We start from the raw sequence: 24931 nt of genomic DNA on the forward strand, positions 1-24931 counted from the left end.
TCTATGACTGACAACAAATTGACCCACTTTGATGCCTCCGGCAACGCCGTGATGGTGGATGTGAGCGAGAAGACCGTCACCTTCCGGGAGGCCACCGCCCACGGCATCATCACCATGAACGCCGAGGCATTCGCCGCCGTGGAGAGCGGCACCGTGAAGAAAGGTGATGTACTGGGCGTGGCCCGCATTGCCGGCATCATGGCCACCAAGCGCACCAGCGAGCTCATCCCGCTGTGCCATCCGCTGCCGCTGACGAAAGTGAGCGTGGACTTCAGGCTTCTGCCCGAGCGGCAGGCTGTGGAGGCGCTCTGCACCGTCAAGACGGCGGGCGTCACCGGCGTGGAGATGGAGGCCCTGACGGGCGTTTCCACCGCCCTGCTCACCATCTACGATATGTGTAAGGCCGTCGATAAGGGCATGGAGCTGGGCGAGATCCATCTCGTCGAGAAGACTGGCGGCAAGAGCGGCCACTACATCCGGGCGGAGGGCGGCTATGTTTGATTCTGCCCAGCGCAATATCCACTATCTGCGCCTGTCCGTCACCGATCTGTGCAACCTGCGCTGCCGCTACTGTATGCCCGACGGCGTGGAAAAGCTGGAACGGGAAGCCGTGCTCACCTACGAAGAGTTCCTGCGTCTGGCGGCCCTGTTTGCCCGGTGCGGCGTCGATACCGTCCGCGTCACCGGCGGAGAGCCGCTGGTGCGCAAGGGCGTAGACCAGCTGGTGGCGGGCCTGAAATCCATCCCCGGCATCCGCAAAGTCACCATGACCACAAACGGCATCCTGCTGGCGCAGCAGTTGCCCGCCCTGCTGGCGGCCGGCCTTGACAGCGTGAACATCAGCCTCGACACTCTGCGCCCCGAAGTGTTCCAAAGCATCACGGCCCGGGACGAGTTCGAGCACGTCATGGAGGGCATCCGCGCCGCACTGGACAGCGGCATCCCTGTCAAACTGAACTGTGTGCCGCAGGTGGGCGTGAACGAGGGTGAATTGGAAGACCTGGCCGCCCTCGCCGAGAGCCGCCCGTTACAGGTGCGGTTCATCGAGATGATGCCCATCGGCTACGGCGCGGCCATGCCCTGCATCTCGGGGCCGGAGCTGCGGGAGCGGTTTGCCCGCCGCTGGCCGGAGTTTTCGCCCCTGCCCGCCGCCCAGAGCGCCGGGTTCGGCGATGGGCCTGCCGTCTACTACACCGTCCCGGGCTGGAAGGGTGATGTGGGCTTCATTGCGGCAGTCCATGGCAAGTTCTGTTCTTCCTGCAACCGGGTGCGGCTGACCAGTCAGGGCTTTCTGCGCCCCTGCCTTGCCAGCGAGACGGGCTGCGACCTGCGCACCCTGCTGCGCGGCGGCGCAGCCGACGAGGAGCTTTTACAGGCCATCCGGGAGACGATCTGGTCGAAACCTCGGGAACATCATTTCGGAGACAATTCCATGCCCGCCACCCGCGGGATGTACCGTATCGGAGGATAAATTACTATGGGAAAAATTCTGGCGATTTGCACCAGCCCCAAGCGCGGCACCGTCAAGACCGAGGTGCCAAGTGCTGTCCTGACCCCGGAATGGGGCATCGTGAGCGACGCCCACGGCGGAAACTGGCACCGGCAGGTGAGCCTGCTCAGCGCCGAAAAAATCGAGGCGTTCCGCAAGAAGATCTGGGTGGACTATGGTGCCTTTGGCGAAAACCTCGTCATCGAGGGCTTCGACTTCCGCAACCTGCCCGTCACCAGCCGCTTCGCTATCGGCGACGTGGTGCTGGAGATGACCCAGATCGGCAAGGAGTGCCACAACGACTGCGTCATCAAGCAGCAGACCGGCGAGTGCATCATGCCCCGGGAGGGCGTGTTTGCCCGGGTGCTGAAGGGCGGCGAGATACACGTGGGCGACGAAGTGACCCTTCTGCCCCCGCCGGAAAATCCGCCGCTGCGCGCTGCGGTCATCACCCTTTCGGACAAGGGCAGCCGGGGCGAGCGGGAGGATAAGAGCGGCCCCCTCATCGTGGAGATGCTCACCGCCGCAGGCTATGTGGTGGAAGAGACGATGCTCCTGCCCGACGAGGCCAAGGCGCTGAAAGCACAGCTCATCCGTCTGGCCGATGGCCGTCAGGTGAATCTTATCCTGACCACCGGCGGCACCGGCTTCTCGCCCCGGGATATTACCCCCGAGGCCACCTATGCCGTGGCCGACCGCAACGCCCCCGGCATCGCCGAGGCCATGCGGTACCACAGCCTTTCCATCACCCCCCGCGGGATGCTGAGCCGCGCCGCCAGTGTATTGCGCGGCAAGACGCTCATCGTCAACCTGCCGGGCAGCCCGAAAGCCGTGAAGGAGAACCTCGAGTACATCCTGCCCAGCCTCGAGCACGGCGTCCGCATCGCCGCCGGTCTGGACGGCGAGTGCGCCCGCAAATAACATTGATAGAAGGAGAAAATTCATGAAAACCAATTTCATTTCCCGCCGTAACTTTCTGGCTGTGGCCGGTGCCGCCGGTGCTGCCGCTGTTCTGACCGCCTGCGGCGGCTCTGCTTCCAGCACTGCCTCTTCCGCAGCTGCTTCCTCTGAGGCCGCTTCTTCCGAGGCTGTCGGCGAGAGCGTCGAGCTCATCGTCTTCGCCGCTGCATCCCTGACCGAGACCCTGAACGCCATCGCCCAAGACTACTCTGCCGAGAACCCGGGCGTCACCTTCCGCTTCAACTTTGATTCCTCCGGTACTCTCAAGACCCAGATCCAGGAGGGCGCTGACTGCGACCTCTTCATCTCTGCCGGTCAGAAGCAGATGAACCAGCTGGACATCACCGCTTCTGCCGACGTAAACACCGACGGTCTGGACTTCGTGGACCCCTCCACCCGCGTGGACCTGCTGGAAAACAAGGTCGTCCTCTGTGTGCCCGAGGGCAGCGACAAGGGCATCGACAGCTTTGATGCTCTGGCCGAGCACCTGAAGGCTCAGGACATTCTGTTCTGCATGGGCAACAGCGATGTGCCTGTGGGCCAGTACACCCAGAAGATCCTGGCCTACTATGACCTCGACGAAGAGGCTCTGGCTGCTGCCGGTGTCATCACCTACGGCTCCAACGTCAAGGAAGTCACCACCCAGATCAGCGAGGGCAGTGTGGACGCCGGTGTCGTCTACTGCACCGACGCTTACAGCGCCGGTCTGACCCCCGTGGACGAGGCCACCGCCGAGATGTGCGGTCAGGTCATCTACCCCGCCGCTGTGCTGAAGGCTGCCCCCAACGCCGAGGCCGCCAAGGAGTTCCTGGCCTATCTGCAGACTGACCGTGCCGCCACCGTGTTCGAGGGCGTGGGCTTCACGGCGATGTAAAAGGTTAAAATCATGGATTGGTATCCCTTATGGAACAGCCTGCGCATCGCGCTCATCAGCTGCGCAGCAGTGTTCTTCCTCGGCATTTTTGCCGCTTATTATATCGCAAAGCTGCCCCGCACCGTCAAGGGCGTGCTGGACGTAGTGCTCACCCTGCCCATGGTGCTGCCGCCCACGGTGGTGGGCTATTTTCTGCTGCTGCTCTTCGGCGCAAAGCGACCGCTGGGCATCTTCTTCATGGGGCATTTCGGCGTCAAGCTGGTCATGAACTGGTACAGCGCCATCTTTGCGTCCATCGTAGTGGCCTTCCCGCTGATGTACCGAACGGCCCGGGGCGCCTTCGAGAGCTTTGACGAGACGCTGGCGTGGTCGGCCCAGACACTGGGACAGTCCAATGCGTGGATATTCTGGCGGGTGCGGATGCCCTGCTGCCGTCAGGGCATTCTGGCCGGTACGGTGCTGGTCTTTGCCCGGGCCTTGGGCGAGTACGGTGCTACCAGCATGATAGCGGGCTACACCCCGGGCAAGACGGCCACCATCGCCACCACCGTCTACCAGCTCTGGCGCACCAACGATGAGGCCGGTGCCATGCGGTGGGTGCTGGTGGACATCGTCATCTCTGCTGTGGTGCTGCTGGCTGTGAACCTCTTGGAGAAAAAGCAGAAAGCAGGTGGCCGCGCATGAGCCTGGAAGTACATATCGAGAAAAAGCTGAACGGCTTCACCCTCCGCTCCGACTTCACCGCCGGGAACACTGCCACGGCCATTCTGGGCGCGTCGGGCTGCGGCAAAAGCATGACACTGCGCTGCATCGCGGGCATCGTGAAGCCCGACAAGGGCCGCATCGTGCTGGACGGGCGGGTGCTGTTCGACAGCGAGCAGCACATCGACCTGCCGCCCCAGCAGCGGGGCGTGGGCCTGCTCTTCCAGAACTACGCCCTCTTCCCGAATATGACCGTGGAGCAGAACATCCTCTGCGGCCTGAAAGCCGAAAGGGACAAAGCCGCCCGCAAGGCCCGCTGCGCCGGGATGCTGCGGGCCTTGCGGCTGGAAGAACTGGCCAGCCGCCGCCCGGCAGAGCTTTCCGGCGGACAGCAGCAGCGCACCGCGCTGGCCCGTATTCTGGTGGGCAAGCCGAAGATTTTGATGCTGGATGAGCCGTTCAGCGCACTGGACAGCTACCTCCGCGAGGAGGTGGAGGGCGAAGTGGGCAGCCTGCTGGCGGGTTTCGCCGGCACAGCCCTGCTTGTCACCCACAACCGGGACGAAGCTTACCGCCTGTGCCGGGACATGATCGTCATGGACGGCGGGCAGGTGCTCCGCACCGGCACCACGAAAGAGGTCTTTGCCGACCCGGGCAGCACCGCTGCGGCCCGGCTGACCGGCTGCAAGAACATCCTGCCCTGCACCCGGGTGGACGCCCACAGCGTCCGCCTCGCAGGCTCTGAGAGTCTGCTGCACCTCGCCGCTGAGGTGCCGAAGGGCTGCACCGCCGTGGGCATCCGCGCCCACGACTTCGCCCCCTGCGCCCCGGGCGCAGAGAATGCCCTGCCGGTGGAGCTGCTCTCGGCCAGCGAAAATCCCTTCGACTGGAACCTCATCTTCCAGCTGCCGGACGGCACCACCCGTCTGTGGTGGAAGGTGAGCAAGACGACCCTCTCCGTGGCCGAGCCCGACGCCCCGGCCTGCCTCTCCGCCCTGCCGGAGCGCATCATGGCGCTGGTGGATCATAAGTAAACGCCAAAAGAGCCGTGCAGATGCACCGGCTCTTGCTCTGTTTTTATGACTCGCCGAAGAATTTCTTGGCAATATCGGCACTCTGCTTGGCATCCTTGGCGTACCAGTCCGCGCCGATCTTCTCGGCGTACTCGGGCGTCAGGACAGCGCCGCCCACCATCACCTTGCAGTCGAGCTTTGCCGCATGGAGGGCCGCGATAGTCTCCTCCATGCTCTTGAGGGTGGTGGTCATCAGGGCCGAGAGCCCCACGAGGTGGACATCCTTCTCCCGGACAGTGTCCACCACCATCTCCACCGGCACATCGCGGCCAAGGTCGATGACCTCGAAGCCGTAGTTCTCGAGGATGACGCGGACGATGTTCTTGCCGATGTCGTGGACATCGCCCTTGACGGTCGCGAGGACGATGCGGCCCTTGCTGGCCCCGGCCCCGCCCCGCTTGGCGATGGCAGTCTTTATCTCTTCAAAGGCGGCCTGTGCGGCGCTGGCGGCCTGTAACAGCTGGGGCAGGAAGAGCTTGCCTTTCTCGTACTTTTCACCCACGACATCCAGCGCCGGGATGAGGGCCTCGTCTACCAGCGTCAGGGGCTCGTTTTCGTCCAGCAGGGTGTGGGTGCGGGCGGCGGCTTCACCCTTGAGGCCCTTTTCCACCGCCTGCATCAGCGCAGCAAAAGGGCCGCTGTGAGCTGCATCCGCCTCCGCCGGGGTGTTTGACGTCTGAGACGCCTGGGCCGTCTGGGCCTGCTTCAACGCGGCGCTGGCAGGGACTTTATCGGCATAGCGGGCGATGTAGGCCATGCTCTGCTTATCGCGGTTGGTGAGGACGTTGTAGGAGTAGACCGCCGCCATCATCTCTTCGCTGGAAGGATTCATGATGGCGAGGTCGAGGCCCGCGTACATGGCCATGGTGAGGAAGGTGGTGTTCAGGTAGGGGCGGCAGGGCAGGCCGAAGCTGATGTTGGACACGCCGAGGATGGTGCGGACGCCCAGCTCCGTCTTGCAGCGGGCCAGCGCCTCCACGGTGGCCAGAACGTCCTGCTGCTGGGCGCTGGCGGTGAGGGTCAGGCAGTCGATATAAATATCTTCCCGGGGGATGCCGTGGGCCAGCGCCGCATCCACCACCCGCTTTGCGATCTCAAACCGGGCGTCGGCGCTGGGCTGGATGCCCCGCTCGTCGATGGCAAGGCCGACGACGGCCGCGCCGTACTTTTTGCAGAGGGGCAGGACACGCTCCAGCACTTCGGTCTCGCCGTTCACCGAGTTGACGATGGGCTTGCCGTTGTAGACCCGCAGACCCCGCTCGAGGGCGTCTGCGTGGGAGGAATCCAGCTGCAAGGGCAGGCTGACGACACTTTGTAAAGCCTTCACCACCTGCTCCATGACGGCGGGCTCGTCCACGCCGGGCGCGCCCACGTTGACGTCCAGCACCTGCGCTCCGGCCTCGGACTGGCTGACGGCCTGCTCGAGGATGTAGTTCATATCGCCCTCGCGCAGGGCCTGCTGGAACCGCTTTTTGCCGGTGGGGTTGATGCGCTCGCCCACCACGGTGATGCCGTCCACGGTGACGAAGTCCATCGGCGAGCAGAGCACCGAGGGCATGGCGTGGGCGGGGCGGCCCGGCTTGCAGTCGGCGAAGACGCCGTTCAGCAGCTTGATGAAATCGGGGGTGGTGCCGCAGCAGCCGCCCGCCGCAAAGAGCTTCAAATCGCGGTAGGGCTTCATCTCCATGGCAAAGAGCTGGGGCGTGATGTCGTAGCCGCTGCCGTCGGCGCGGGGCAGGCCCGCATTCGGCTTGACAAAGACCGGGAAATCGCCGGGCAGAGCCTCGGCCAGCCGCTTCGCCATGGGGAAAATTTCTTTCGGGCCGAGGGAGCAGTTGATGCCCACGGCGTTGGCCCCGAGGCCCCGGGCCGTGACGGCGAAGCTCTCGACGGTGCAGCCGGTGAAGGTGCGCCCGCCTGCCTCAAAGCTCATGCTGGCGAGGATGGGCAGGTCACAGTTCTCTTTCGCGGCCAGCAGGGCAGCTTTCAGCTCATACAGGTCGGTGAAGGTCTCAAAGAAGACGAGATTGGCCCCGGCGGCGACACCCGCCCGGACGATGCGGCCATACTCGGCCACGGCGTCTTCAAAGGCCAGCGTGCCGTTGGGCTCCAGCAGTTCGCCCAGCGGGCCGACGTCCAGCGCGGCCAGTGCGCCGTAGGGGGCGCAGGCCCGCTTGCAGTTGGCGATGCCCGCCGCAATGATCTCTTCCAGCGTGTATTCGCTGCCCGCCAGCTTATGGGCCGACGCGCCGAAGGTGTTGGCATTGATGATGCGGCTGCCTGCGGCGGCGTACCGGCTGTGGATGCTCTCGATGAGCTGTGGGTCGGTGATGTTTAGTTCCTCAGGCCGTGCGCCCAGTTTCAGGCCCGCCGCCTGCAGCATAGTACCCATGCCGCCGTCGAGGAGGATGGTATTCGGCTGGATAAACAGTTCATTCGCTTGCACAGGTCTTGCCCCTCTTTCTATATTCGCACCGCGTGTTCAGCACGCAGTGTCCGCACCCGGCAAGGCGTCCTTTCACCGGATGGTCGCTCAGGCCCAGCAGAGCGGTCACGCTCTTGCGGGGCGTCATCAGGTCATTTTCGGTCACGCAGAGCCCGGCCCGGCGGGCAGTGTCCAGTGCCGCCGCCACCAGCGGCTGCACCCCGATGGGCCAATCGCCGTAGCCCGGCGAGAAACGGCCCGTGAGGTACTTGTCCTGCTCTGCGGCCCACTGCCGCAGCTCGGCCTCGGCGGCGTCCGCAGCCTGTTCGGCCAGCACAGAGCCGATGGCGTCCGACGCCACACCGGCGGCGATGTCGCCCACACCGGCCCGGCGTATCTGTCCGTCCACACCGGGGCCGACTGTCACGGCCAGAAGCACGGCCTCACTGCACCCTTCCAGATGCCGGAAGATGTCCTCCCCCTTCAAAATACCGGCCTGCGTGAGGCTCTCCACGTCGGCCTCGAGCCAGACGGCCCGGGGCGTGGCGGCGGCGAGAAGGGGCGCAGCGCACTTTTTCAGAAGGGTGAGGGTAGCGCTGTCAGCCTCGCCCCGCGCGCCGAAATACCGCGCGGCCTGCCGGATGTCGATGGACTCCGGTTTTGCTAAATTCAGGGGTCTGCTGGGGCCGATGGGCATTTTCCGCCGCCTCCTTCTTTTGAATAAAGTATGATAAGTATACCGCACCAGTAGGCTAAAATCAACACAAAAGCCCCTCCCTCAGCATTTTTGCCGGGGGAGGGGCCTATTATATGATCTTCCCTTGCAGCCCCTTGATAGGGGCTGTGGCACGGCGTCAGCCGTGACGGAGAGGTTTATCAGCGGATGTCCCTGACCGACACCGCCTGTTACTTCAAAAACTTGTGGACAGCGCGGGCGACGATGCCGCCCAGGATGCCGGAGACAAGGAACTCGGCCACGCCCTGCACGCCGACCAGCAGGACGACGAACATCAGGGGGTTGGCTGCGCCCTTGACGGACACGAGGTTCTGGACGTAATCGCAGCCGTAGAAGGCCAGCACGATGTAGCCCATGAAGAACAGGGTGTTGAGGGCCGGGGCGCACATGGCGCTGACGATGTAGCTCCAGGTGCCGGGCTTATCGAAATTCTTGACAGCGTTGAAGATAAGGCCGGTACACAGGCCCATCAGCACACGCATACCCACACAGAGGATGAAGGTGTTGACGGGGCTGACCTGGAACAGCGCACCAGTCATGGCGGAAGCGCCGGTGACAGCGTCATAGAAGCTCACGGCGCCGAACACGCCGCCGAGGATAGCGCCTGCGGCGGGACCCATGGTGATGGCACCCACGGCGATCGGCAGGGTCAAAAAGCTCATGTAAAGCGGGCCTACAGGGACACTGCCCAGGCCGACGGCCTTCATGACCAGCTCAATGGCGACCAGCAGTGCCAGCCGGGTGAGGGTGCGAATGTCATTCTTTTTCATAATTCAGTTTTCCTCCTTGCTGCCGTTCCGCCCTAAATTGTCGGATACGGCGCAAACCTGCCCGTGAAATACGCGGGGTCTTTTGTAGAATACAGTCTGAAATATACGGGATGTTTTGTCAGGGAACTCCCGGGGATAGCATTATAAATCAGTAGTGAAGCGGATGCCCGCATCGCGGCGGGCCGTTTCCAGCACACGGCTGACGGCCACCGAGGTGTCCAGCATCCGGCTGCAAAGCTCCATATCCTCGCTCTCGATGGCACGGGCAAAGGCGTGGAACTCCGCCGCCTGCCGGGGACGGCCTGCGCTGAGGTTGAAGTGCTCTTCCTTGCCCTTATAGGGGTGGAAGGTGACGCCGCCGCAGAAGTTGGCGGTGGATTTCTGGAGCAGATACCCCTTGGTACCCTGAATGATGTACCGGGCCGGGGAACTGCTGTCCTTGGCATTGATGCTCACGGCCTTGAAGCTGCGATACTCCATCGTCAGCACGCCGCTGGTGTCGATGCCCCGGGTGACATTGGCCGCATAGTGGACCTTGTTGGGCGAACCGAAGAGGCCCACCACATAGCTGACATTGTAGACGCCTAGGTCCATCAGCGCGCCGCCGGCGCAGGCCGGGTCAAAGGACGGCCAGACCTTGCCGGCGCAGAAATCATGATACCGGCTGGAATACTGGCTGAAATTACACTGCACCATCGTGACGGCGCCTACCTTGGGCAGCACCTCACGGATCTTGGCGTAGTTGTCCTGATACTGCGTGGTGACAGCCTCGAAGAGGAAGAGCTTTTTGCTCCGGGCCAGCTCGGCCAGCTCTTCGGCCAGCGCCGCCGTGGGGGCCATCGGCTTTTCGACGATGACGTGGCGGCCCGCTTCCAGAGCGGCACGGGTATATTTTACGTGCAGGATATTCGGTACGGCGATATACACAACGTCCACCCAGCTCAGCAGTTCGTCGTAGCTGGTGGTGTGGCGCGGCACACCATACTGGTCGCAGAGGGCCTGTGCTGCACCGGCGCTCCGCTCTGTGCTGCAAAGAGCCTCGACCTTGAAGGGGCTTTCCGGCCCGGTGAGCCAGGGCAGGAACTCCCGGACGATCATGCCTGCGCCGAGAATGCCTAATTTCATCATAAGGTCTCTCCTTTCAGGGCTCAGCCCGCTTTGGCCTCATCGTCCCGGCGGGGACGGCGGTTATTACGGCGGCGGGAGCTGCTGCCGTTGTTGTAAGGGCGTCTGCCTGCCGGGCGGGGACGGCGGCGCTCACCGTCGCTGCGCGGCTCGTGGTGACGCTCATGCTGCGGCGCATTGAGCTGGTAAAGGAGAGCCAGCCCCTTCAGCAACAGCTCGGGGTCATAGGTGAGCGGGTGACGGCAGAGCGGGATGACATACTTTGCCAAACCGCCTGTGACCACCAGCGTGGCCGGACGGCCCAGTTCTTCCTCGATGCGCTGAGTGATGCCGTCCAGCAGGACAGCCGTCCCCAGCACAGAGCCGGAGAGCATACACTTCTCGGTATCGACGCCGATCGCGCTTTTGGGCGAAGAAAGATGTACCTGCGGCAGCTGGGCGCACCGCTCCCCCAGCGCCCGCAGACCGGTGGAAAGTCCGGGGCAGATGACGCCGCCCCGGAAGACCTTATTCTCATCTACCACGTTGAACGTGGTGGCGGTGCCGAGGTCTACCGTGACCACCGGCAGGGGGAAATTCGCCGCCGCGTAGGCCGCATCCACAAGGCGGTCTTTGCCGACGGCGTGGGGGTCAGGCACCCCCATCGTGAGGCCGGTGCGGATGTCGGGCGAGACGATGACCGGCTTTTTGCCGGTGTAGTGGCGGGCGCACTCGGCCAGCGCCCCCGTGATCTGGGGGACGACGCTGGTAAGGACAGCGCCCTCGAAGCGGATGGGCTTTTCCGGGTGTCTCCGATGAGAGAACACCTTTTCCATCTCGGCACGGTACTCCGCCGCTGTGCGGGTGCGCACCGTGTCCATGTGGGCCACAAAGCATACACGTCCGTCCCGGATGCCCCCGAGGGCGACGGTGGTGTTGCCTATGTCAATGGCTAAAATCATAATTCAGTTCCTCGCAGGGTCGAATCTCTCCGTCATCGCTGTGCGATGCCGCCTCTCCTACCGAGGGGAGGCCTTGGCATATCGTAAAGCCCCATCTCTTCGCCAGAGGCTCCCCTACCAGGGGAGCTGGCGCGAAGCGCCTGAGAGGTTGTATGGAGACGGGCCTGCCCGTGAGCCGCAGGCTTGACAGAGAGCTTTTTTGTATAAGTCAAGCTGTATTTTACCGCATTTTGAGCCAAGATACAACCCCCATCAAAGATTTTGTTGTGCTCTGGGCCGTTTTGCATTATACTGTAGTTATATTATCCCTATTTATAGGAGGTATTTTGGATGGATCTGAAGGGAAAATGCGTCCTTCTGGGCGTCAGCGGCGGCATTGCCGCCTATAAAATGGCCAATGTGGCCAGCGCACTGCGCAAGCTGGGGGCCGACGTGGAGGTCATCATGACCAGAAACGCCACCCAGTTCATCACCCCTATCACGTTCGAGACCCTGACAGGCCACAAGTGCATGGTGGACACCTTCGACCGGGATTTCAAGTTCGAAGTCACCCATATCTCGCTGGCAAAGAAGGCCGACGTCATCCTCGTGGCCCCGGCCACCGCCAACGTCATTGCCAAGATGGCTCACGGCATCGCCGACGATATGCTTACCACCGTCGTTCTCGCGGCCAAGTGTCCCAAGCTCGTCTCCCCTGCCATGAACACCGGGATGCTGGAGAACCCCATCACCCAGGACAACATCGCCACACTGGAAAAGTACGGCTTCACGGTCATCCCCTCCGAGAGCGGCGTACTGGCCTGCAAGGACGTGGGCAGCGGACGCCTGCCGAAAGAGGATGTCCTGCTGGACTACATCTTCCGCGCCATCGCAAAGCCGAAGGACCTCGCCGGTCTGCGCATTGCCGTCACGGCCGGCCCCACTCAGGAGCCGCTGGACCCTGTGCGCTACCTGACCAACCACTCCACCGGCAAGATGGGCTATGCCGTGGCCCGTGCCGCCGCGATGCGCGGTGCCGAAGTCACCCTCATCCACGGCCCGACGGCCCTGCAGCCGGTGCGGTTCACCGAGGATGTCCCCATCACGACAGCCCAGCAGATGTACGAGGCCGTGACCAGCCGCTTCGACGAGATGGACGTTCTGGTCATGGCCGCTGCCGTGGCCGATTACCGCCCCGCCGCTGTGGCCGACGACAAGATAAAGAAGAAGGACGGCGACCTCTCCATCGCCGTGGAGCGGACGCCCGACATCCTCGGCACCATCGGCCCCAAGAAGAAGGGCCAGTTCCTCTGCGGCTTCTCGATGGAGACGCGGGACATGCTGGCCAACTCCTCGGCCAAGCTCGAGAAAAAGAACCTCGACATGGTGGTGGCCAACAATCTGAAGGTAGCCGGTGCCGGGTTTGGTGTGGATACCAATGTTGTCACCTTCATCACGCCGGACGGCGCCCGCGAGCTGCCCCTGATGAGCAAGGATGATGTGGCGGACGCCATTCTGGATGAGATTTTAGCACGAAAGAGTAAGTGATCGTGCTGAAAGAAGTTCTGTTCTTCTGTCGAAAAATATGATATAATCGAATCGCCGTCCTTACCACTCCATTCCGTTTGGAAGGGAGGTGATTCCGAATGAACAGTATTTTCTCATTTATGCTGTCTGTCGCAGCAGGTGTGGTTGCAAACTACATCTACAAGTGGCTTGGCAGATGGTTCAACAAGGACTGTAAGCACTAAATAATAAGACCCCTTCCCGGAGCTAGCACCTCCGAGAAGGGGTCTTATTATTTGCGATTCCAAATGAACAGCATTTGATTTTCTCGTTTATAAGTATACGCAGTTTTCTAAAAAAGTCAAGCGCCTCGCAGAAAATTTACAATGCTGTAAATATTACTGTACCACGCAAAAAGTGCTCTGCCGGCCGGCAGAGCACTTTTCCGTTATACAGAGATTTACTTGGTGCCGTAGATACGGTCGCCTGCGTCACCCAGGCCGGGGACGATGTAGCCGTTCTCGTTCAGATGGTCATCCTGTGCGCCGAGGTAGATGTCCACATCGGGATGTGCCTCGTGCAGGGCCTTGATGCCTTCCGGAGCAGCGATGAGGCCGATGAACTTGATGTGCTTTGCGCCGTGCTTCTTGATCTGGGTGATGGCGTCAATGGCGCTGCCGCCGGTAGCCAGCATCGGGTCAAGCACCAGAACGTCGCGCTCAGCGATGTCCTTCGGCAGCTTGCAGAAATACTCCACGGGCTGCAGGGTCTCCTCGTCGCGGTACAGGCCGATGAAGCCGACCTTAGCGGCGGGCAGCAGGGTCAGCATACCATCCAGCATACCCATGCCGGCGCGGAGGATCGGCACCAGCGCCAGCTTGCGGCCTGCCAGCACCCTGGTCTTTGCCATGGTGATGGGAGTCTCGATCTCCACCTCTTCCAGAGGCAGGTCACGGGTAGCCTCATAGCACAGCAGAGTGGCGATCTCGCCCACGAGGTCACGGAACTCCTTGGTGCCGGTCTGCTTGTTGCGCAGAATGCTCAGTTTGTGCTGCAGCAGCGGATGCTCAACGATCATAGGGGTCATAATACACTCTCCTTATATTGTGAATAGATATTGGAATACTAAGGTTTACCGATTCTCGATCTCCATCAGCTTTGCGATGCGCTTCTCGTGGCGGCCGCCCTCGAACTCGGTGTTGAGGAAGATGTCCACCAGCTGGCAGGCGAGGCCGGGGCCGACGACGCGGCCGCCCATGCACAGAGCGTTGGCGTCGTTGTGGCGGCGGGTATACTCGCAGCTGAAGCTGTCAGAGCAGCAGCAGGCACGGATGCCCTTGACCTTGTTTGCAGCCATGCTGATGCCCACACCGGTGCCGCAGAACAGCAGCGCCTTGCTGCACTGGCCGCTCACCACGGCGTCGCAGGCAGGCAGAGCCATGTCAGGGTAGTCCACGCTGGCGGTGCTGTGGGTGCCGAAGTCGATGTACTCCAACCCCAGCTCGTCCAGATGAGCCTTAACGGCCTCTTTCAGTTCAAATCCGCCGTGGTCGGCGGCAAGTGCGATGGGTTTCGTCATTGGTGTTGATCCTTTCCCTTTGCAGTATCTTCCGGTATTTCGGTACGGGCAGCTTCTGCGGCCAGACGCTCAGCCCGCTCCCGCTCGGCCTGGCTCAGCCGGTGATAATCCGGCAGCAGAGCCTCGGGCAGAACGGCTTCGCCCCGCTGGGCCATCTGCTTTGCCACATAGGCCACCGCAGCGGCACGGCCATTGCGGAGAGCTGGCGGTACACAGAGCACGCCCGGGACATTGTCATATTTATTATAGCACAGAGCCGCGCCATCACCAACAAAAAACAGAGGCTTTTTGCAATTTTCTACAAACTCGGCCAGGTCGGCCACAGCACGGGCATCGTCGTCCATCAGACGCTCGTGGGTCTCAAGGTCGAAAGCCGCGCTGTACACCTGCGCACGGCGGGCATCCAGCGCGCAGAGCACGGTGCCGCAGCCGGTGTGGGCCGCCGCCAGCGCTTCCAGCGTGGACACCGGGGCGCAGAGCGTCTCCCGGGGGAAGGCCAGACCCTTCACCGCCGCCAGCCCGATGCGCAGGCCGGTAAAGCTGCCGGGGCCGGCGTTGACGCCGTAGAGGTCGATGTCCCTGCAGCCCATGCCGCAGAGTTTGAGACAGTTGTCGATGAGGGGCATTAGGGTCTCGCTGTGGGTCATGCCCGCGTCGAGATAGCACTCGTAGAGCAGGCGGTCGTCCTGCAGAAGGGCCACGCCCACGGTCTTGCCCGCCGTATCCACGGCTAAGATGTTCATACTTCCACCCCCTCGATGGTGATGCGGCGGGTGGTGTCGTCCACCCTCTCGATGTTGATGCGGATGGGGTCTTCCAGCGCCAGCAGGTCGGCGAAGTTCTCGCTCCACTCTGCCGCCACCACAGCGCCCTCATCCAGATAGTCGTAGAACCCTGCCGCGCACAAATCGTTCTCCGTGGAGATGCGGTACAGATCAAAGTGCGCGAAAGGCCGCGGCCCACGGTAATAGTTCACGATGGCAAACGTCGGACTGCTGACCGGGTCGGTGCAGCCAAGGCCCCTGGCAATGCCTTCGCAGAAGGCCGTCTTGCCCGCGCCAAGCCCGCCGGTAAAGGCGATGAGCGCCCCGGGCGCAAGATGCTGCGCCACCTGCGCCCCCAGCGCCACCGTCTCCTCGCGGGAGTGGGTGATAAATTCAGACATGGGTATCCCACCTCATATGCGTTTCTATAAAAAAGGGACGGCAGAGTCCTGCCGTCCTGTTCTGCCGTCCCTTAGTATAAACTATTTCTGTCAAAAGTGCAACGCTCAGGCCGCGCTTTCAAGCACATCGGCCAGCATATCTTCCGCGACCTCCGCGCGTTCCTCGAGCGAGAAGTTTTCCGGCACATTCAGCCGGGCGTTCTCGTCGCCGTAGAGCACCAGACACGCTGCTGCAGCGTGGGGGCGGCGTCCGCCCTGCTCCGTATACCAGATGATGTCGTTCTCGCCGTAGGTATCCTTCGCGTGGGCCAGCGCCCTGCCGATGGTCTGTCCCATCGCAAGATGGTTGACGGTATCCCAGAGCATACTGCGGGAGTAGACCGTGTAGACATTGTTCACATAGCCCAGCACAGTCCGTGCGCCGCCCGCCAGCAGCGCTTCGGCCATCGACTCATCCACGCTGTTCGTGACGCCCAGGAACTCACAGGTCTCGGAGTAGATGATGGTATTGCTGAGCTGGCCCGAGCGGTACGCATTGCGGAAGAAATCCGCTGTGACGCAGTAAAGGCCGTTGAGCTTGATGATGCGGTGAGCCAGCAGGTCAAAGCCGTAGATGATGTCTTTATACAGCGTGGACGCTTCTGTCAGCAGGATGATGGGCTCGGTCCGGGTGTGCTTCCGGAACGTCCCATAGCTGTAGGTATAGTAGGCACCGTGGGCGCTCAGGATGCACAAATCGTATTTGTTCATCCGGCGCAGGTCCGACAGGGTCACCCGGGTGTTCATCGTCGTACGCAGGCCCATGCCTTCCCAGAAGCCCTGCATATAGGAATAATACGGAAAGCGGGAGCTGTTCACCGTATTATCGAAGGCATAATAAATGGCGGCACGGCCGATCGTCTCAGGCAGAGCGTTCTCCCGGTACTGCCGGGCCTCCGCAGCCTGCCGGACATCGTCGGTCAGGGGCATCTCGGCGGTGCGGGGAGTGCATGGAGCAATGTCCCTCGGGGCGCGCAGGCCGTTGTCTCCGGCGTCAAAGGTCATCTCGTCCAGCTCGTCGGGCAGAGTGAGCAGGATGCCGCCCAGCACGCCGCAGCGGTAGGTAAAGCTGACGATCCCGTTCTCCTCGTCGGTGCAGATGGAGTCCCGGCGCACCAGCCCCTTCCGGGCCAGCTCATCCAGTTCCGCAAGGGCCGCGGTGAGCCGTTCTTTCCGGGACATCTGCTCGTATTCGTCGCTGCCGGTCAGGGCCGTCACAGCGGCGTCCGCCTGCTGCATCTCGGCGGCATCGTCCGTGGTGAGGGTGGACTTTGCCGTATCCTGCACCTCGCCCGCTCCGTCTGCCGCCCATGCGGCGGGAGCCAGCACAGCCGTCAGCACCAGTACCAGTGCGCAGACCGCGCACAAAATTCGATGGCGTTGTTCCTTCATGTAAAAACTGTTCCTCCAAGAACGCCGGGGACCGGCCATTTACCGCCCCGGTACGTTTCATTTTAGAGGGCATATCGGCCTTTGTCAAGCGTTCTTCGCCGATTTTGCAAAGCTGTCACAACCGGCCATCTTGCGCGCCTCTCTCCCCTGCTGTATAATAAGGTATATTGGGGGATCATGCCCGGCTGTGAGGCGGGGTTTCGAGGAAGCTGTTTTCGTAAGCGGAGTGCAATGCTTAGAAAACGGCTTCCCAAGGATACAGAAAGGTGGTGCTTTTTTGGAAAGCATTCAGCGATATTGGAAACGGACAGACAAGATGTACCTGCTGCTCTGCCTGTTCAGCAGCGCGATGGCGGTACTGGCGCTGTCGTCGTGGGCGGCGAAGCAGGGCAGCGGCTTTGCCGTGGATGAGCTCACCGGCCAGCTCACCGGCATCGGCGACTACCGCCGGGCCGTGGTGCAGGCGGGCGCAGCGGCCATCGGCATCCTGGTGGCCATCCTTCTGTCCAACATCGACTACCGCAGCCTCGTCAATGTCTGGCCCGTCCATGTGGTGCTCACATGGGGCCTCGTGCTGCCCACGCTGGTCATCCGCAATGTGACCATCGGCCCGCTGACCATCGGCTACAACGCGGGCGACACCGACAACTATTCCTGGTACAAACTGGGCGGCTTCACCTTCCAGCCTACCGAGCTGGCAAAGATAAGCTTCATCCTCACCTTCGCCATGCATCTGAACAATGTCCGCAGCCGCCTCAACGAGCCGAAAGAGCTGGGCAAGCTGCTGCTCCATCTCTTCGTGCCGATCGGCATCATCCACATCCAGGGTGATGACGGTACGGCCATCATCTACGGCATCATCGGCTGCTGTATGCTCTTTGCCGCCGGGCTGAGCTGGAAGTATATCATCGGGGCCTTCGCTGCCCTCGCAGCGGCGGCAGCGGCGGCCTTCGCCTTCTTCAGCGACAAGATCGGCAAGGGCTACCAGTGGTACCGCATCCTTGCGGTCATCGACCCCAACAACGAGACGGGCTGGGCGCCCAGCGAGACGGTCTGGAAGAACATCATCTACCAGCAGCAGCGGGGCGAGATCGCCATCGGCTCGGGCGGCATCTTCGGCAACGGCTTCTTCGGTGGCCGCTACTACAGCGTCCCCAACGCCCACAATGACTTCATCTTCAGCTGGATCGGCAACGCGGCGGGCTTCGTGGGCTGCTGCGTGGTGCTGGGCGTGCTGCTGGCCATCATCATCAAGACCTTCGCCACCGGAGCGTGCAGCGAGGATATGCTGGGCTCCTTCATCTGCGCCGGCATCGGCGGCGCGTTCATGGCCCAGATATTCGTCAATGTCGGCATGAACCTCCGCCTCCTGCCGGTCATCGGCGTCACCCTGCCCTTCTACTCGGCGGGCGGCAGCTCGGTGCTCATGCTGTATATCTGCGTGGGGCTGGTGCTGTCGGTGTATATGCACAATACGAAAAAACTGTTTGGTTAAGTCTCTCTCAGAACAGGCGCTGTCGTTCAGCGCCTGTTTTTGTTTTCCGGCCAAATCTCCAAAAGTCTTGTAACACGACAGAAGTCGTGATAGAATATTCAGGTATTTTATCTATATTCTTTTGACTTTTTCAGGAGGTCCCATGAAGCATCATTCTCTCTCCAAAGTCCTCAAGCGCCTTGCCTGCGTGCTGGCGGCGCTGGTCATCGCGCTGGCCGTTGCCGTGTTCGCCCTCTGGCACAACGAGCTGGCCACCCTCTCGTCCCTCAAAAAGCTCTCCGACCGCGACGAAGCCCACCGCGACGGTGCAGTTTACCAGCTCAACGTCTCGGGCGGCTACTATTTCGACGATTTCCTGGCCCAGGGCGGCGCATCCACTGACCCTGAGCTCATCTCCTTCATCACCCAGAGCATCACCAAGGGCATCATCCCCATGAACATCAAGACCAGCACCATCGCCTGCTCGGCCTTTACCGCAGACACCCAGAGCGGCGACCGGGTCTTTGGCCGCAACTATGACTTCTCGGCCACCAACACCGCCATCGTCTACACGAACCCCGGTAAGGGTCGTCACGCCTCCTACTCCACCATCGACCTGAGCTTCCTCGGCCTCGACAAGGACAAGGACGTAGAGAGCCTCGGCCAGAAAATCCTGACCCTCGCGGCCCCCTATGTGCCGCTGGACGGCGTCAATGACGCCGGTGTGGCCTGCGGCATCTTCATGTCCTATCAGGGCGAGGGCAAAGGCACCCCCACCGACACCCAGACCGACAAGCCCGACCTCACCTCCACCACCCTGCTCCGGCTCATCCTCGACTACGCCGACTCGGTGGAGGACGCCGTGGCGCTGGCTGAACAGTACGACCTTCACGACTCGGCAAGCAGCTGCTTCCACTACATGGTGGCCGACTCCACCGGCCGCAGCGCCGTCCTCGAGTGGGTAGGTGCTGATGCCGACCACGACGCCGACGGCTCTCAGCGTCAGCTGAACGTCCTCTGGAACGACACCGACGCCCTCTCCGATTCCTCCGACTGGCAGGTGGTGACCAACTTTATCAAGGTGCCCGGCTACTACGACGGCACTACCGTCGAGATGAAGGGCCTTGACCGCTACGAGCACCTTGCGGCTGCCCTGCGCCAGACCAACGGCGTCGTGGCTGACAAGAACGCTGCCATGGACCTGCTGGCTTCGGTGGGCCGCCGCACCTGGAACAACGACGACTCCAACACCAACACCATCCACAGCGTGGTCTACGATTTGACCGATCGGTCTGTTCTCTGGGTAGGCAATGAGCACTACGGCGAGGATGGATATACATTTGAGTTTCAGCTTGGGGCGTAAAATGTAATTTTCCTGCGGTAAGCTTGACTTTTTTGAATTTCGCATATACTGAAAGCGGAAATGCAAAGATTCCATTTGGACTCACCAAAAAGAACAGGAGCTGCGTCCCGAAAGGATGCAGCTCCTGTTTCTTTATATTATTTTACTTCAGCACTGCGCCGAGGTTTGCGCTGGTGACCATACGGGCGTAGCGGCTCAGCCAGCCGGTCTTGATGTTGGGCTCGGGAGCGACATACTTTGCCTTGCGCTGGGCCAGCACCTCGTCGGGCACTTCCAGCGTGATGCTGGCGTTGGGGATGTCGATGTGGATGGTATCGCCTTCCTCAACAAGGCCAATGGGGCCGCCGGAAGCAGCCTCCGGACTGACGTGGCCAATGGCAGCGCCGCGGGAAGCGCCGGAGAAGCGGCCATCGGTGATGAGGGCCACGGTCTTGTCCAGCTTCATGCCGGCCAGAGCGGAGGTGGGGTTGAGCATCTCACGCATACCGGGGCCTCCCTTGGGGCCTTCGTAGCGGATGACCACCACGTCGCCCGGGACGATCTTGCCCGCATAGATGGCGGCGATGGCCGTTTCCTCGCTGTTGAAGACGCGGGCCGGGCCGGAGTGCTCCTGCATCTCGGGGGCCACGGCGCTGCGCTTGACGACGCAGCCATCGGGGGCGATGTTGCCCCACAAAATCTGCAGACCACCGGTCTGAGAATAGGGATCATCGATAGGACGGATGGCCTTGTCGTTCAGGATGTGAGCGCCCTTGATGTTCTCGCCGAGGGTCTTGCCGGTGACGGTGGGGACATCGAGGTCCAGCAGGCCCTTCTTGGCCAGCTCTGCCTGCACGGCGGGGATGCCGCCGGCGGCGTAGAGGTCGGGCATGTGGGTGGGGCCTGCGGGGGCCAGATGGCAGAGATTCGGGGTCTTGGCGCTTATCTCATTGAAAAGCTTCAGGTCAATCGGCACACCGGCCTCGTAGGCGATGGCCAGCAGGTGCAGAACGGTATTGGTGGAGCAGCCCAGCGCCATATCGCAGGTCAGCGCATTGCGGATGGAGCGCTCGTTGATGATCTGGCGGGCGGTGATCCCCTTCTTCACCATATCCATGACGGCCATACCGGCGTGCTTTGCCAGCAGCAGGCGCTTGGAGTAGACGGCGGGGATGGTGCCGTTGCCGGGCAGTGCGATGCCGATGGCCTCGCACAGGCAGTTCATGCTGTTGGCGGTGTACATACCGGAGCAGCTGCCGCAGCTGGGGCAGCAGTTGCAGGTGCAGTCTTCCAGCTGCTCGTCGGTGATCATACCGGCCTTATAAGCGCCCACGGCCTCAAACATCTTGGAAAGGCTGACTTCCTCGCCGCCGTAGGTGCCGGCCAGCATGGGGCCGCCGGAGCAGACCACGGCAGGCACATCCATGCGGACAGCGGCCATGACCATGCCGGGAACGATCTTATCGCAGTTAGGCACCAGCACCAGACCGTCCAGCTGATGAGCCATCAGCATGGTCTCCACGCTGTCGCAGATGAGCTCGCGGGAAGCAAGGCTGTACTTCATGCCCACATGGCCCATGGCGATGCCGTCGCAGACGCCGATGGCCGGGATGAGGATGGGGGTGCCGCCTGCCATCTGGACGCCTGCCTTGACGGCGTCGGCGATCTTATCCAGATTCATGTGGCCGGGGACAATCTCACTGTAGGCACTCACCACACCGATGAGGGGGCGGTCCAGCTCTTCCGGGGTGTAGCCCAGGGCGTAAAACAGGCTTCGGTTGGGCGCGCGCTCCGAGCCTTTGGTCACATTGTCACTTCTCATAGTCTATCCTCTCTTTTGACAAAAGAGTGCCAGCCCGGCTCAAACACCGGTGCTGGCACCTTGGTAAAATCAGACTCTTACTTCTTCAGCCAGCTCATCATGCTGCGCAGCTCTGCGCCCACCTTCTCAATGGGGTGCTCGGCCTCCATGCGGCGCTGAGCGAGGAAGTGGACCTTGCGGCCACCGTTGGGGCTCATCTCGGTCAGGAACTCGGAAGCGAAGGTGCCGTCCTGGATCTCGGTCAGGACCTTCTTCATCTCCTTGCGGGTCTCAGCGGTGATGAGACGCTTGCCGGTGCGGTAGTCGCCGTACTCAGCGGTGTTGGAGATGGAGTAACGCATCTTGGAGAAGCCGCCCTCGTTGATGAGGTCAACGATGAGCTTCATCTCGTGGCAAGTCTCGAAGTAGGCCATCTCGGGCTCGTAGCCAGCCTCGACCAGAGTGTCGAAACCAGCGTGGATGAGCTCGCAGACGCCGCCGCACAGGACAGCCTGCTCGCCGAACAGGTCGGTCTCGGTCTCCTCCTTGAAGGTGGTCTCGAGGATGCCGGCACGGCCGGCACCGATGCCGGAAGCGTATGCCAGAGCGATGTCCTTAGCCTTGCCGGTGAAGTCCTGCTCGACACAGATCAGAGAGGGGCAGCCCTCACCCTCGGTGTACAGACGGCGGACGATGTGGCCGGGACCCTTGGGAGCGATCATGATAACGTCAACATTCTTGGGGGCGGTGATGGTCTTGAAGTGGATGTTGAAGCCGTGTGCGAAAGCCAGAGCCTTGCCCTCGGTCATGTAGGGAGCGACCTGCTTGTTGTAGATGTCAGCGCACAGCTCATCGGGGACCAGCATCATGACGACGTCGCCGGCCTTGGCAGCCTCCTCGACCTCCATGACCTTGAAGTTGGGATGAGTTGCAGCGAACTCAGAAGCCTTTTCCCAGTGAGCAGAACCCTTGCGCAGGCCGACGACGACATTGACGCCGCTCTCAGCGAGGTTCTCGGAATGTGCGTGGCCCTGGCTGCCGAAGCCGATGACAGCGACGGTCTTGCCGTCCAGCACGCCGAGGTTGCAGTCGGAATCGTAGTATTTCTTGATCGCCATGGTAGTTGTTCTCCTTTTGTTTTTTTACTTATTTCAGTATAAGATGAATGATAAGCATCGTATATTTTTCGCTCACTGGGGAGCGGAAAAGTAAATTAGCGGCACCGTGTGCCGGGCAGCGGGAACTGTGCCTCTCTTACCTCCTGCGCGGGCTTCTGCATATGCTGATGCATCCCGCCGCGCTCGAGGGCAGTGACGCCGGTGCGGCACTGCTCCAGGATCTGATAGTCCGACATGAGCTTCAAGAAGGCGTCGATTTTTTCGGGACGGCCCGTCAGCTCAAAGACCATGCTGTCGGGCGACAGGTCGATGATCTTTGCCTTGTAGATACCGGCGATCTCCCTCAGCTCTGCGCGGTTGGTAACATTTGCCATCACCTTGAGCAGGAGCAGCTCCCGCTCGAGAGCGGTGGACTCGTTGAGTACGAAGACCTGACGGGTGACTTCCAGACGCTCGGTCTGGAGGATGAGCTGCTGGAGCTCCTTTTCGGTACCCGAGACAGAAACGGTGATGCGGCTGACTGTGGGGTCGTTGGTGGCTGAAACGGTCAGGCTGTCGATATTGAAGCCTCTGCGGCAGAACAGGTTGGACACCCGGGCCAGAACGCCGCTCTGGTTGTCCACCAGCAGGCTGATGACCCTGCGCTGATTGGATTCCATGTCGCTGTGTCCTCCTTATTTCATGATGATGTCGTTGATGTCGCCGCCGCCGGGGATCATGGGCAGGACCTTTTCGTCCTTGTCGATCATGCATTCGATCCAGGTGGGGCCTTTCTGCTTCAGAGCGTCGGCGAATGCCTCCTGGAACTGGGCCAGGTTCTCGCAGTGGTAGCCCTTGAGGCCGAAGCCCTCGGCCAGCTTGACGAAGTTGGTCTTGCGGTGGGGGTCGGTCTGGGAGAAGCGCTTGCCATAGAAAGCGGTCTGCCACTGGCGCACCATGCCAAGCACCTGATTGTTGAAGATGACTGTGATGATGGGCAGCTCGTAGCTGACAGCAGTGCAGGCTTCGTTAAGGTTCATGTGGAAGGAGCCGTCGCCGGTGAACATGACCACCCGCTGGTCGCGGCCCAGCGCCATCTGTGCGCCGATGGCTGCGCCGTAGCCGAAGCCCATGGTGCCGAGGCCGCCGCTGGTGATGAAGCCGCGGCTCTTGGCGTGGCGGATGTACTGTGCCGCCCACATCTGGTGCTGGCCCACATCGGTGACGTAGACCGCCTCGGGGCCGCACTGGTTGCAGACCTCGCCGATGACCTGATGGGGCATCAGGCGGGAGGCGTCGGATACCGGGTGGTAATCCTGTGCCTGCCACTCGTGGATCATCTTTATCCAGTCGGGATGCTTCTTGTCCTCGATCATCGGGAGCATGGCGTTCAACACATAGGCGGCGTCACCCACGATGGCAAGGTCAACATCCACGTTCTTGCCCAGCTCGCTGGCGTCGATGTCGATCTGGATGATGGTCGCATTCTTGGCGAAAGTCTTGGGGTTCAGGGCCACGCGGTCGGAGAAGCGGGCACCCACCGCAATAAGGACATCGCAGTCGGCCACCGCCCGGTTCGAGGTGTAGCAGCCGTGCATACCCACCATGCCGATGTTCATCGGGTCGCCGTAAGGCACGACGCCTGCGGCCATCAGGGTATAGGTGGCCGGGATCTCAGCCTTTTTCAGAAGGTCACGCAGGGGCTGGCAGCTGGCCGCCGAGCGGACGCCGCCGCCGAAGTAGACCAGCGGGCGCTGTGCGCCGTTGATGATCTCTGCCGCCCACTTGACCTGCTCTTCGTTGAAGGTGGTCACGGTGCGGATGGGCTCCGGCTTTTTCGGGGTGAACTCACACACCGCAGCGGTGACATCCTTCGGGATGTCCACCAGCACCGGGCCTTTGCGGCCGCTCTGGGCGATGCGGAAAGCCGCACGCATGGTGTCGGCCAGGTCTTCGACCCGGCGCACCGTGAAGTTGTGCTTGGTGATGGGCATCGTGATGCCCTCGATGTAGGCTTCCTGGAAGCCGTCCTTGCCCAGGCCCTCCGTGGCCACATTGCCGGTGAAGGCCACCATCGGCACAGAGTCCATATAGGCGGTGGCGATGCCGGTGACGAGGTTCGTTGCGCCCGGGCCGCTGGTGGCCAGCACCACGCCGGTGCGGCCCGTTGCACGGGCGTAGCCGTCCGCCGCGTGGGATGCGCCCTGCTCGTGGGCGGTCAGCACATGGGTGATGCGGTCGGCGTTTTTGTACAGCTCGTCGTAGAGGTTCAGCACTGCGCCGCCGGGGTAGCCGAAGAGGGTGTCCACCCCCTGCTCACAGAGCACCTCCACAAAGATTTGAGAACCGTTCAACTGCATGGTGAGTTTCTCCTGTTTCCGTTTCCATTTTCCACTTTATACACTTTTTCCCAAACACTCTCAGAAGCAGTACCTGATACCTGATAAACAAAAGGTCTCTGT

Annotated in this window: 23 protein-coding genes; 9 read left to right on the forward strand and 14 right to left on the reverse strand. The window is 61.8% G+C overall.

Features of this window, described 5'->3' with window-relative positions; translation table 11 throughout:
- Positions 1–3 precede the first annotated feature (3 nt).
- The 6 genes from moaC to J3349_RS08065 are packed head-to-tail and all read left to right on the forward strand — an operon-like array spanning position 4 to position 5059.
- Entirely contained in the window at positions 4–501 is a 498-nt protein-coding gene (gene moaC / locus J3349_RS08040; RefSeq protein WP_015565526.1) for a cyclic pyranopterin monophosphate synthase MoaC, read from the forward strand.
- Positions 494–1471 carry a GTP 3',8-cyclase MoaA gene (moaA, locus tag J3349_RS08045; protein ID WP_207677044.1) on the forward strand — a complete coding sequence of 326 codons (978 nt, stop codon included), beginning with the start codon at positions 494–496 and terminating at the stop codon, positions 1469–1471. The genes moaC and moaA overlap by 8 nt, the downstream gene beginning before the upstream one ends.
- A gap of 6 nt (positions 1472–1477) precedes the next feature.
- Positions 1478–2410, forward strand: coding sequence for an MOSC domain-containing protein (locus J3349_RS08050; protein ID WP_207677045.1), 933 nt, complete (start codon positions 1478–1480; stop codon positions 2408–2410).
- Positions 2411–2432: 22 nt separating this feature from the next.
- Positions 2433–3323: a molybdate ABC transporter substrate-binding protein gene (gene modA, locus J3349_RS08055; RefSeq protein WP_207677046.1), complete on the forward strand. Its 891-nt coding sequence runs from the start codon at positions 2433–2435 to the stop codon at positions 3321–3323.
- Between the two features lie 12 nt (positions 3324–3335).
- The gene (gene modB / locus J3349_RS08060) at positions 3336–4007 is read left to right on the forward strand and encodes a molybdate ABC transporter permease subunit (protein ID WP_207677047.1); all 672 of its coding nucleotides are present in this window, start codon (positions 3336–3338) and stop codon (positions 4005–4007) included.
- Positions 4004–5059, forward strand: a complete 1056-nt coding sequence (locus J3349_RS08065; protein ID WP_207677048.1) for an ATP-binding cassette domain-containing protein — start codon at positions 4004–4006, stop codon at positions 5057–5059. Before modB ends, J3349_RS08065 begins: the two co-directional genes overlap by 4 nt.
- 43 nt (positions 5060–5102) lie before the next feature.
- On the opposite strand, the gene J3349_RS08070 is transcribed toward J3349_RS08065, so the two are convergent.
- From J3349_RS08070 to J3349_RS08090, 5 genes are all read right to left on the reverse strand, one after another.
- Positions 5103–7544 carry a homocysteine S-methyltransferase family protein gene (locus tag J3349_RS08070; protein ID WP_347564989.1) on the reverse strand — a complete coding sequence of 814 codons (2442 nt, stop codon included), beginning with the start codon at positions 7542–7544 and terminating at the stop codon, positions 5103–5105.
- On the reverse strand, positions 7531–8220 hold the full coding sequence (locus J3349_RS08075; RefSeq protein ID WP_207677049.1) for a methionine synthase: 690 nt from the start codon (positions 8218–8220) through the stop codon (positions 7531–7533). The genes J3349_RS08070 and J3349_RS08075 overlap by 14 nt, the downstream gene beginning before the upstream one ends.
- A gap of 209 nt (positions 8221–8429) precedes the next feature.
- Complete coding sequence (locus J3349_RS08080) at positions 8430–9029, reverse strand: ECF transporter S component (protein WP_158395121.1); 600 nt, start codon at positions 9027–9029, stop codon at positions 8430–8432.
- Between the two features lie 141 nt (positions 9030–9170).
- Complete coding sequence (locus J3349_RS08085) at positions 9171–10157, reverse strand: Gfo/Idh/MocA family oxidoreductase (protein WP_242699576.1); 987 nt, start codon at positions 10155–10157, stop codon at positions 9171–9173.
- Between the two features lie 20 nt (positions 10158–10177).
- Positions 10178–11095: a type III pantothenate kinase gene (locus J3349_RS08090; protein WP_207677050.1), complete on the reverse strand. Its 918-nt coding sequence runs from the start codon at positions 11093–11095 to the stop codon at positions 10178–10180.
- A gap of 330 nt (positions 11096–11425) precedes the next feature.
- On the opposite strand from J3349_RS08090, the gene coaBC reads away from it, so the two are divergent.
- Entirely contained in the window at positions 11426–12622 is a 1197-nt protein-coding gene (coaBC, locus tag J3349_RS08095) for a bifunctional phosphopantothenoylcysteine decarboxylase/phosphopantothenate--cysteine ligase CoaBC (protein WP_207677051.1), read from the forward strand.
- 418 nt (positions 12623–13040) lie between these two features.
- Here coaBC and upp read toward each other — a convergent pair whose 3' ends face one another.
- The 5 genes from upp to J3349_RS08120 all read right to left on the reverse strand — a co-directional run bounded on the left by upp (position 13041) and on the right by J3349_RS08120 (position 16755).
- The gene (upp, locus tag J3349_RS08100; protein ID WP_207677052.1) at positions 13041–13667 is read right to left on the reverse strand and encodes a uracil phosphoribosyltransferase; all 627 of its coding nucleotides are present in this window, start codon (positions 13665–13667) and stop codon (positions 13041–13043) included.
- A 45-nt stretch (positions 13668–13712) separates the two neighbouring features.
- Positions 13713–14159, reverse strand: a complete 447-nt coding sequence (gene rpiB / locus J3349_RS08105) for a ribose 5-phosphate isomerase B (RefSeq protein WP_158395124.1) — start codon at positions 14157–14159, stop codon at positions 13713–13715.
- Positions 14156–14902, reverse strand: a complete 747-nt coding sequence (gene tsaB, locus J3349_RS08110) for a tRNA (adenosine(37)-N6)-threonylcarbamoyltransferase complex dimerization subunit type 1 TsaB (protein ID WP_207677053.1) — start codon at positions 14900–14902, stop codon at positions 14156–14158. Before tsaB ends, rpiB begins: the two co-directional genes overlap by 4 nt.
- Positions 14899–15324 (reverse strand): tRNA (adenosine(37)-N6)-threonylcarbamoyltransferase complex ATPase subunit type 1 TsaE, encoded by a 426-nt coding sequence (gene tsaE / locus J3349_RS08115; RefSeq protein ID WP_207677054.1) that lies wholly within the window; start codon positions 15322–15324, stop codon positions 14899–14901. Before tsaE ends, tsaB begins: the two co-directional genes overlap by 4 nt.
- Positions 15325–15429: 105 nt before the next feature.
- Positions 15430–16755: a C25 family cysteine peptidase gene (locus J3349_RS08120; protein WP_207677055.1), complete on the reverse strand. Its 1326-nt coding sequence runs from the start codon at positions 16753–16755 to the stop codon at positions 15430–15432.
- 277 nt (positions 16756–17032) lie between these two features.
- On the opposite strand from J3349_RS08120, the gene J3349_RS08125 reads away from it, so the two are divergent.
- Together J3349_RS08125 and J3349_RS08130 are read left to right on the forward strand one after the other, a co-directional pair.
- Positions 17033–18250 (forward strand): FtsW/RodA/SpoVE family cell cycle protein, encoded by a 1218-nt coding sequence (locus J3349_RS08125; RefSeq protein ID WP_227618846.1) that lies wholly within the window; start codon positions 17033–17035, stop codon positions 18248–18250.
- A gap of 142 nt (positions 18251–18392) precedes the next feature.
- Positions 18393–19592 carry a C45 family peptidase gene (locus J3349_RS08130; protein ID WP_207677056.1) on the forward strand — a complete coding sequence of 400 codons (1200 nt, stop codon included), beginning with the start codon at positions 18393–18395 and terminating at the stop codon, positions 19590–19592.
- Between the two features lie 142 nt (positions 19593–19734).
- Here the strand turns inward: J3349_RS08130 and ilvD are convergent, their stop codons facing one another.
- The 4 genes from ilvD to ilvB form a co-directional block, all read right to left on the reverse strand.
- Complete coding sequence (gene ilvD / locus J3349_RS08135; protein WP_015565507.1) at positions 19735–21393, reverse strand: dihydroxy-acid dehydratase; 1659 nt, start codon at positions 21391–21393, stop codon at positions 19735–19737.
- A 77-nt stretch (positions 21394–21470) separates the two neighbouring features.
- Positions 21471–22490 (reverse strand): ketol-acid reductoisomerase, encoded by a 1020-nt coding sequence (ilvC, locus tag J3349_RS08140; protein ID WP_149794455.1) that lies wholly within the window; start codon positions 22488–22490, stop codon positions 21471–21473.
- Positions 22491–22585: 95 nt separating this feature from the next.
- Positions 22586–23149 carry an acetolactate synthase small subunit gene (gene ilvN, locus J3349_RS08145; protein WP_158395128.1) on the reverse strand — a complete coding sequence of 188 codons (564 nt, stop codon included), beginning with the start codon at positions 23147–23149 and terminating at the stop codon, positions 22586–22588.
- Positions 23150–23164: 15 nt separating this feature from the next.
- The gene (ilvB, locus tag J3349_RS08150; RefSeq protein ID WP_207677057.1) at positions 23165–24829 is read right to left on the reverse strand and encodes a biosynthetic-type acetolactate synthase large subunit; all 1665 of its coding nucleotides are present in this window, start codon (positions 24827–24829) and stop codon (positions 23165–23167) included.
- Between the last annotated feature and the right edge of the window lie 102 nt (positions 24830–24931).

Origin of the sequence: Faecalibacterium sp. Marseille-P9590 (genome assembly GCF_017377665.1) — a bacterium.
GTDB lineage: Bacteria > Bacillota > Clostridia > Oscillospirales > Ruminococcaceae > Faecalibacterium.

Coding starts and splice junctions, on each gene's coding strand:
- tsaB (WP_207677053.1), bottom strand. CDS start 14,902: ATGAACATCTTAGCCGTGGATACGGCGGGCAAGACCGTGGGCGTGGCC.
- moaC (WP_015565526.1), top strand. CDS start 4: ATGACTGACAACAAATTGACCCACTTTGATGCCTCCGGCAACGCCGTG.
- modA (WP_207677046.1), top strand. CDS start 2,433: ATGAAAACCAATTTCATTTCCCGCCGTAACTTTCTGGCTGTGGCCGGT.
- moaA (WP_207677044.1), top strand. CDS start 494: ATGTTTGATTCTGCCCAGCGCAATATCCACTATCTGCGCCTGTCCGTC.
- ilvD (WP_015565507.1), bottom strand. CDS start 21,393: ATGAGAAGTGACAATGTGACCAAAGGCTCGGAGCGCGCGCCCAACCGA.
- J3349_RS08065 (WP_207677048.1), top strand. CDS start 4,004: ATGAGCCTGGAAGTACATATCGAGAAAAAGCTGAACGGCTTCACCCTC.
- modB (WP_207677047.1), top strand. CDS start 3,336: ATGGATTGGTATCCCTTATGGAACAGCCTGCGCATCGCGCTCATCAGC.
- tsaE (WP_207677054.1), bottom strand. CDS start 15,324: ATGTCTGAATTTATCACCCACTCCCGCGAGGAGACGGTGGCGCTGGGG.
- J3349_RS08120 (WP_207677055.1), bottom strand. CDS start 16,755: ATGAAGGAACAACGCCATCGAATTTTGTGCGCGGTCTGCGCACTGGTA.
- J3349_RS08050 (WP_207677045.1), top strand. CDS start 1,478: ATGGGAAAAATTCTGGCGATTTGCACCAGCCCCAAGCGCGGCACCGTC.
- J3349_RS08075 (WP_207677049.1), bottom strand. CDS start 8,220: ATGCCCATCGGCCCCAGCAGACCCCTGAATTTAGCAAAACCGGAGTCC.
- J3349_RS08085 (WP_242699576.1), bottom strand. CDS start 10,157: ATGATGAAATTAGGCATTCTCGGCGCAGGCATGATCGTCCGGGAGTTC.
- J3349_RS08130 (WP_207677056.1), top strand. CDS start 18,393: ATGAAGCATCATTCTCTCTCCAAAGTCCTCAAGCGCCTTGCCTGCGTG.
- J3349_RS08090 (WP_207677050.1), bottom strand. CDS start 11,095: ATGATTTTAGCCATTGACATAGGCAACACCACCGTCGCCCTCGGGGGC.
- ilvB (WP_207677057.1), bottom strand. CDS start 24,829: ATGCAGTTGAACGGTTCTCAAATCTTTGTGGAGGTGCTCTGTGAGCAG.
- upp (WP_207677052.1), bottom strand. CDS start 13,667: ATGACCCCTATGATCGTTGAGCATCCGCTGCTGCAGCACAAACTGAGC.
- ilvN (WP_158395128.1), bottom strand. CDS start 23,149: ATGGAATCCAATCAGCGCAGGGTCATCAGCCTGCTGGTGGACAACCAG.
- ilvC (WP_149794455.1), bottom strand. CDS start 22,490: ATGGCGATCAAGAAATACTACGATTCCGACTGCAACCTCGGCGTGCTG.
- J3349_RS08080 (WP_158395121.1), bottom strand. CDS start 9,029: ATGAAAAAGAATGACATTCGCACCCTCACCCGGCTGGCACTGCTGGTC.
- rpiB (WP_158395124.1), bottom strand. CDS start 14,159: ATGACGAAACCCATCGCACTTGCCGCCGACCACGGCGGATTTGAACTG.
- coaBC (WP_207677051.1), top strand. CDS start 11,426: ATGGATCTGAAGGGAAAATGCGTCCTTCTGGGCGTCAGCGGCGGCATT.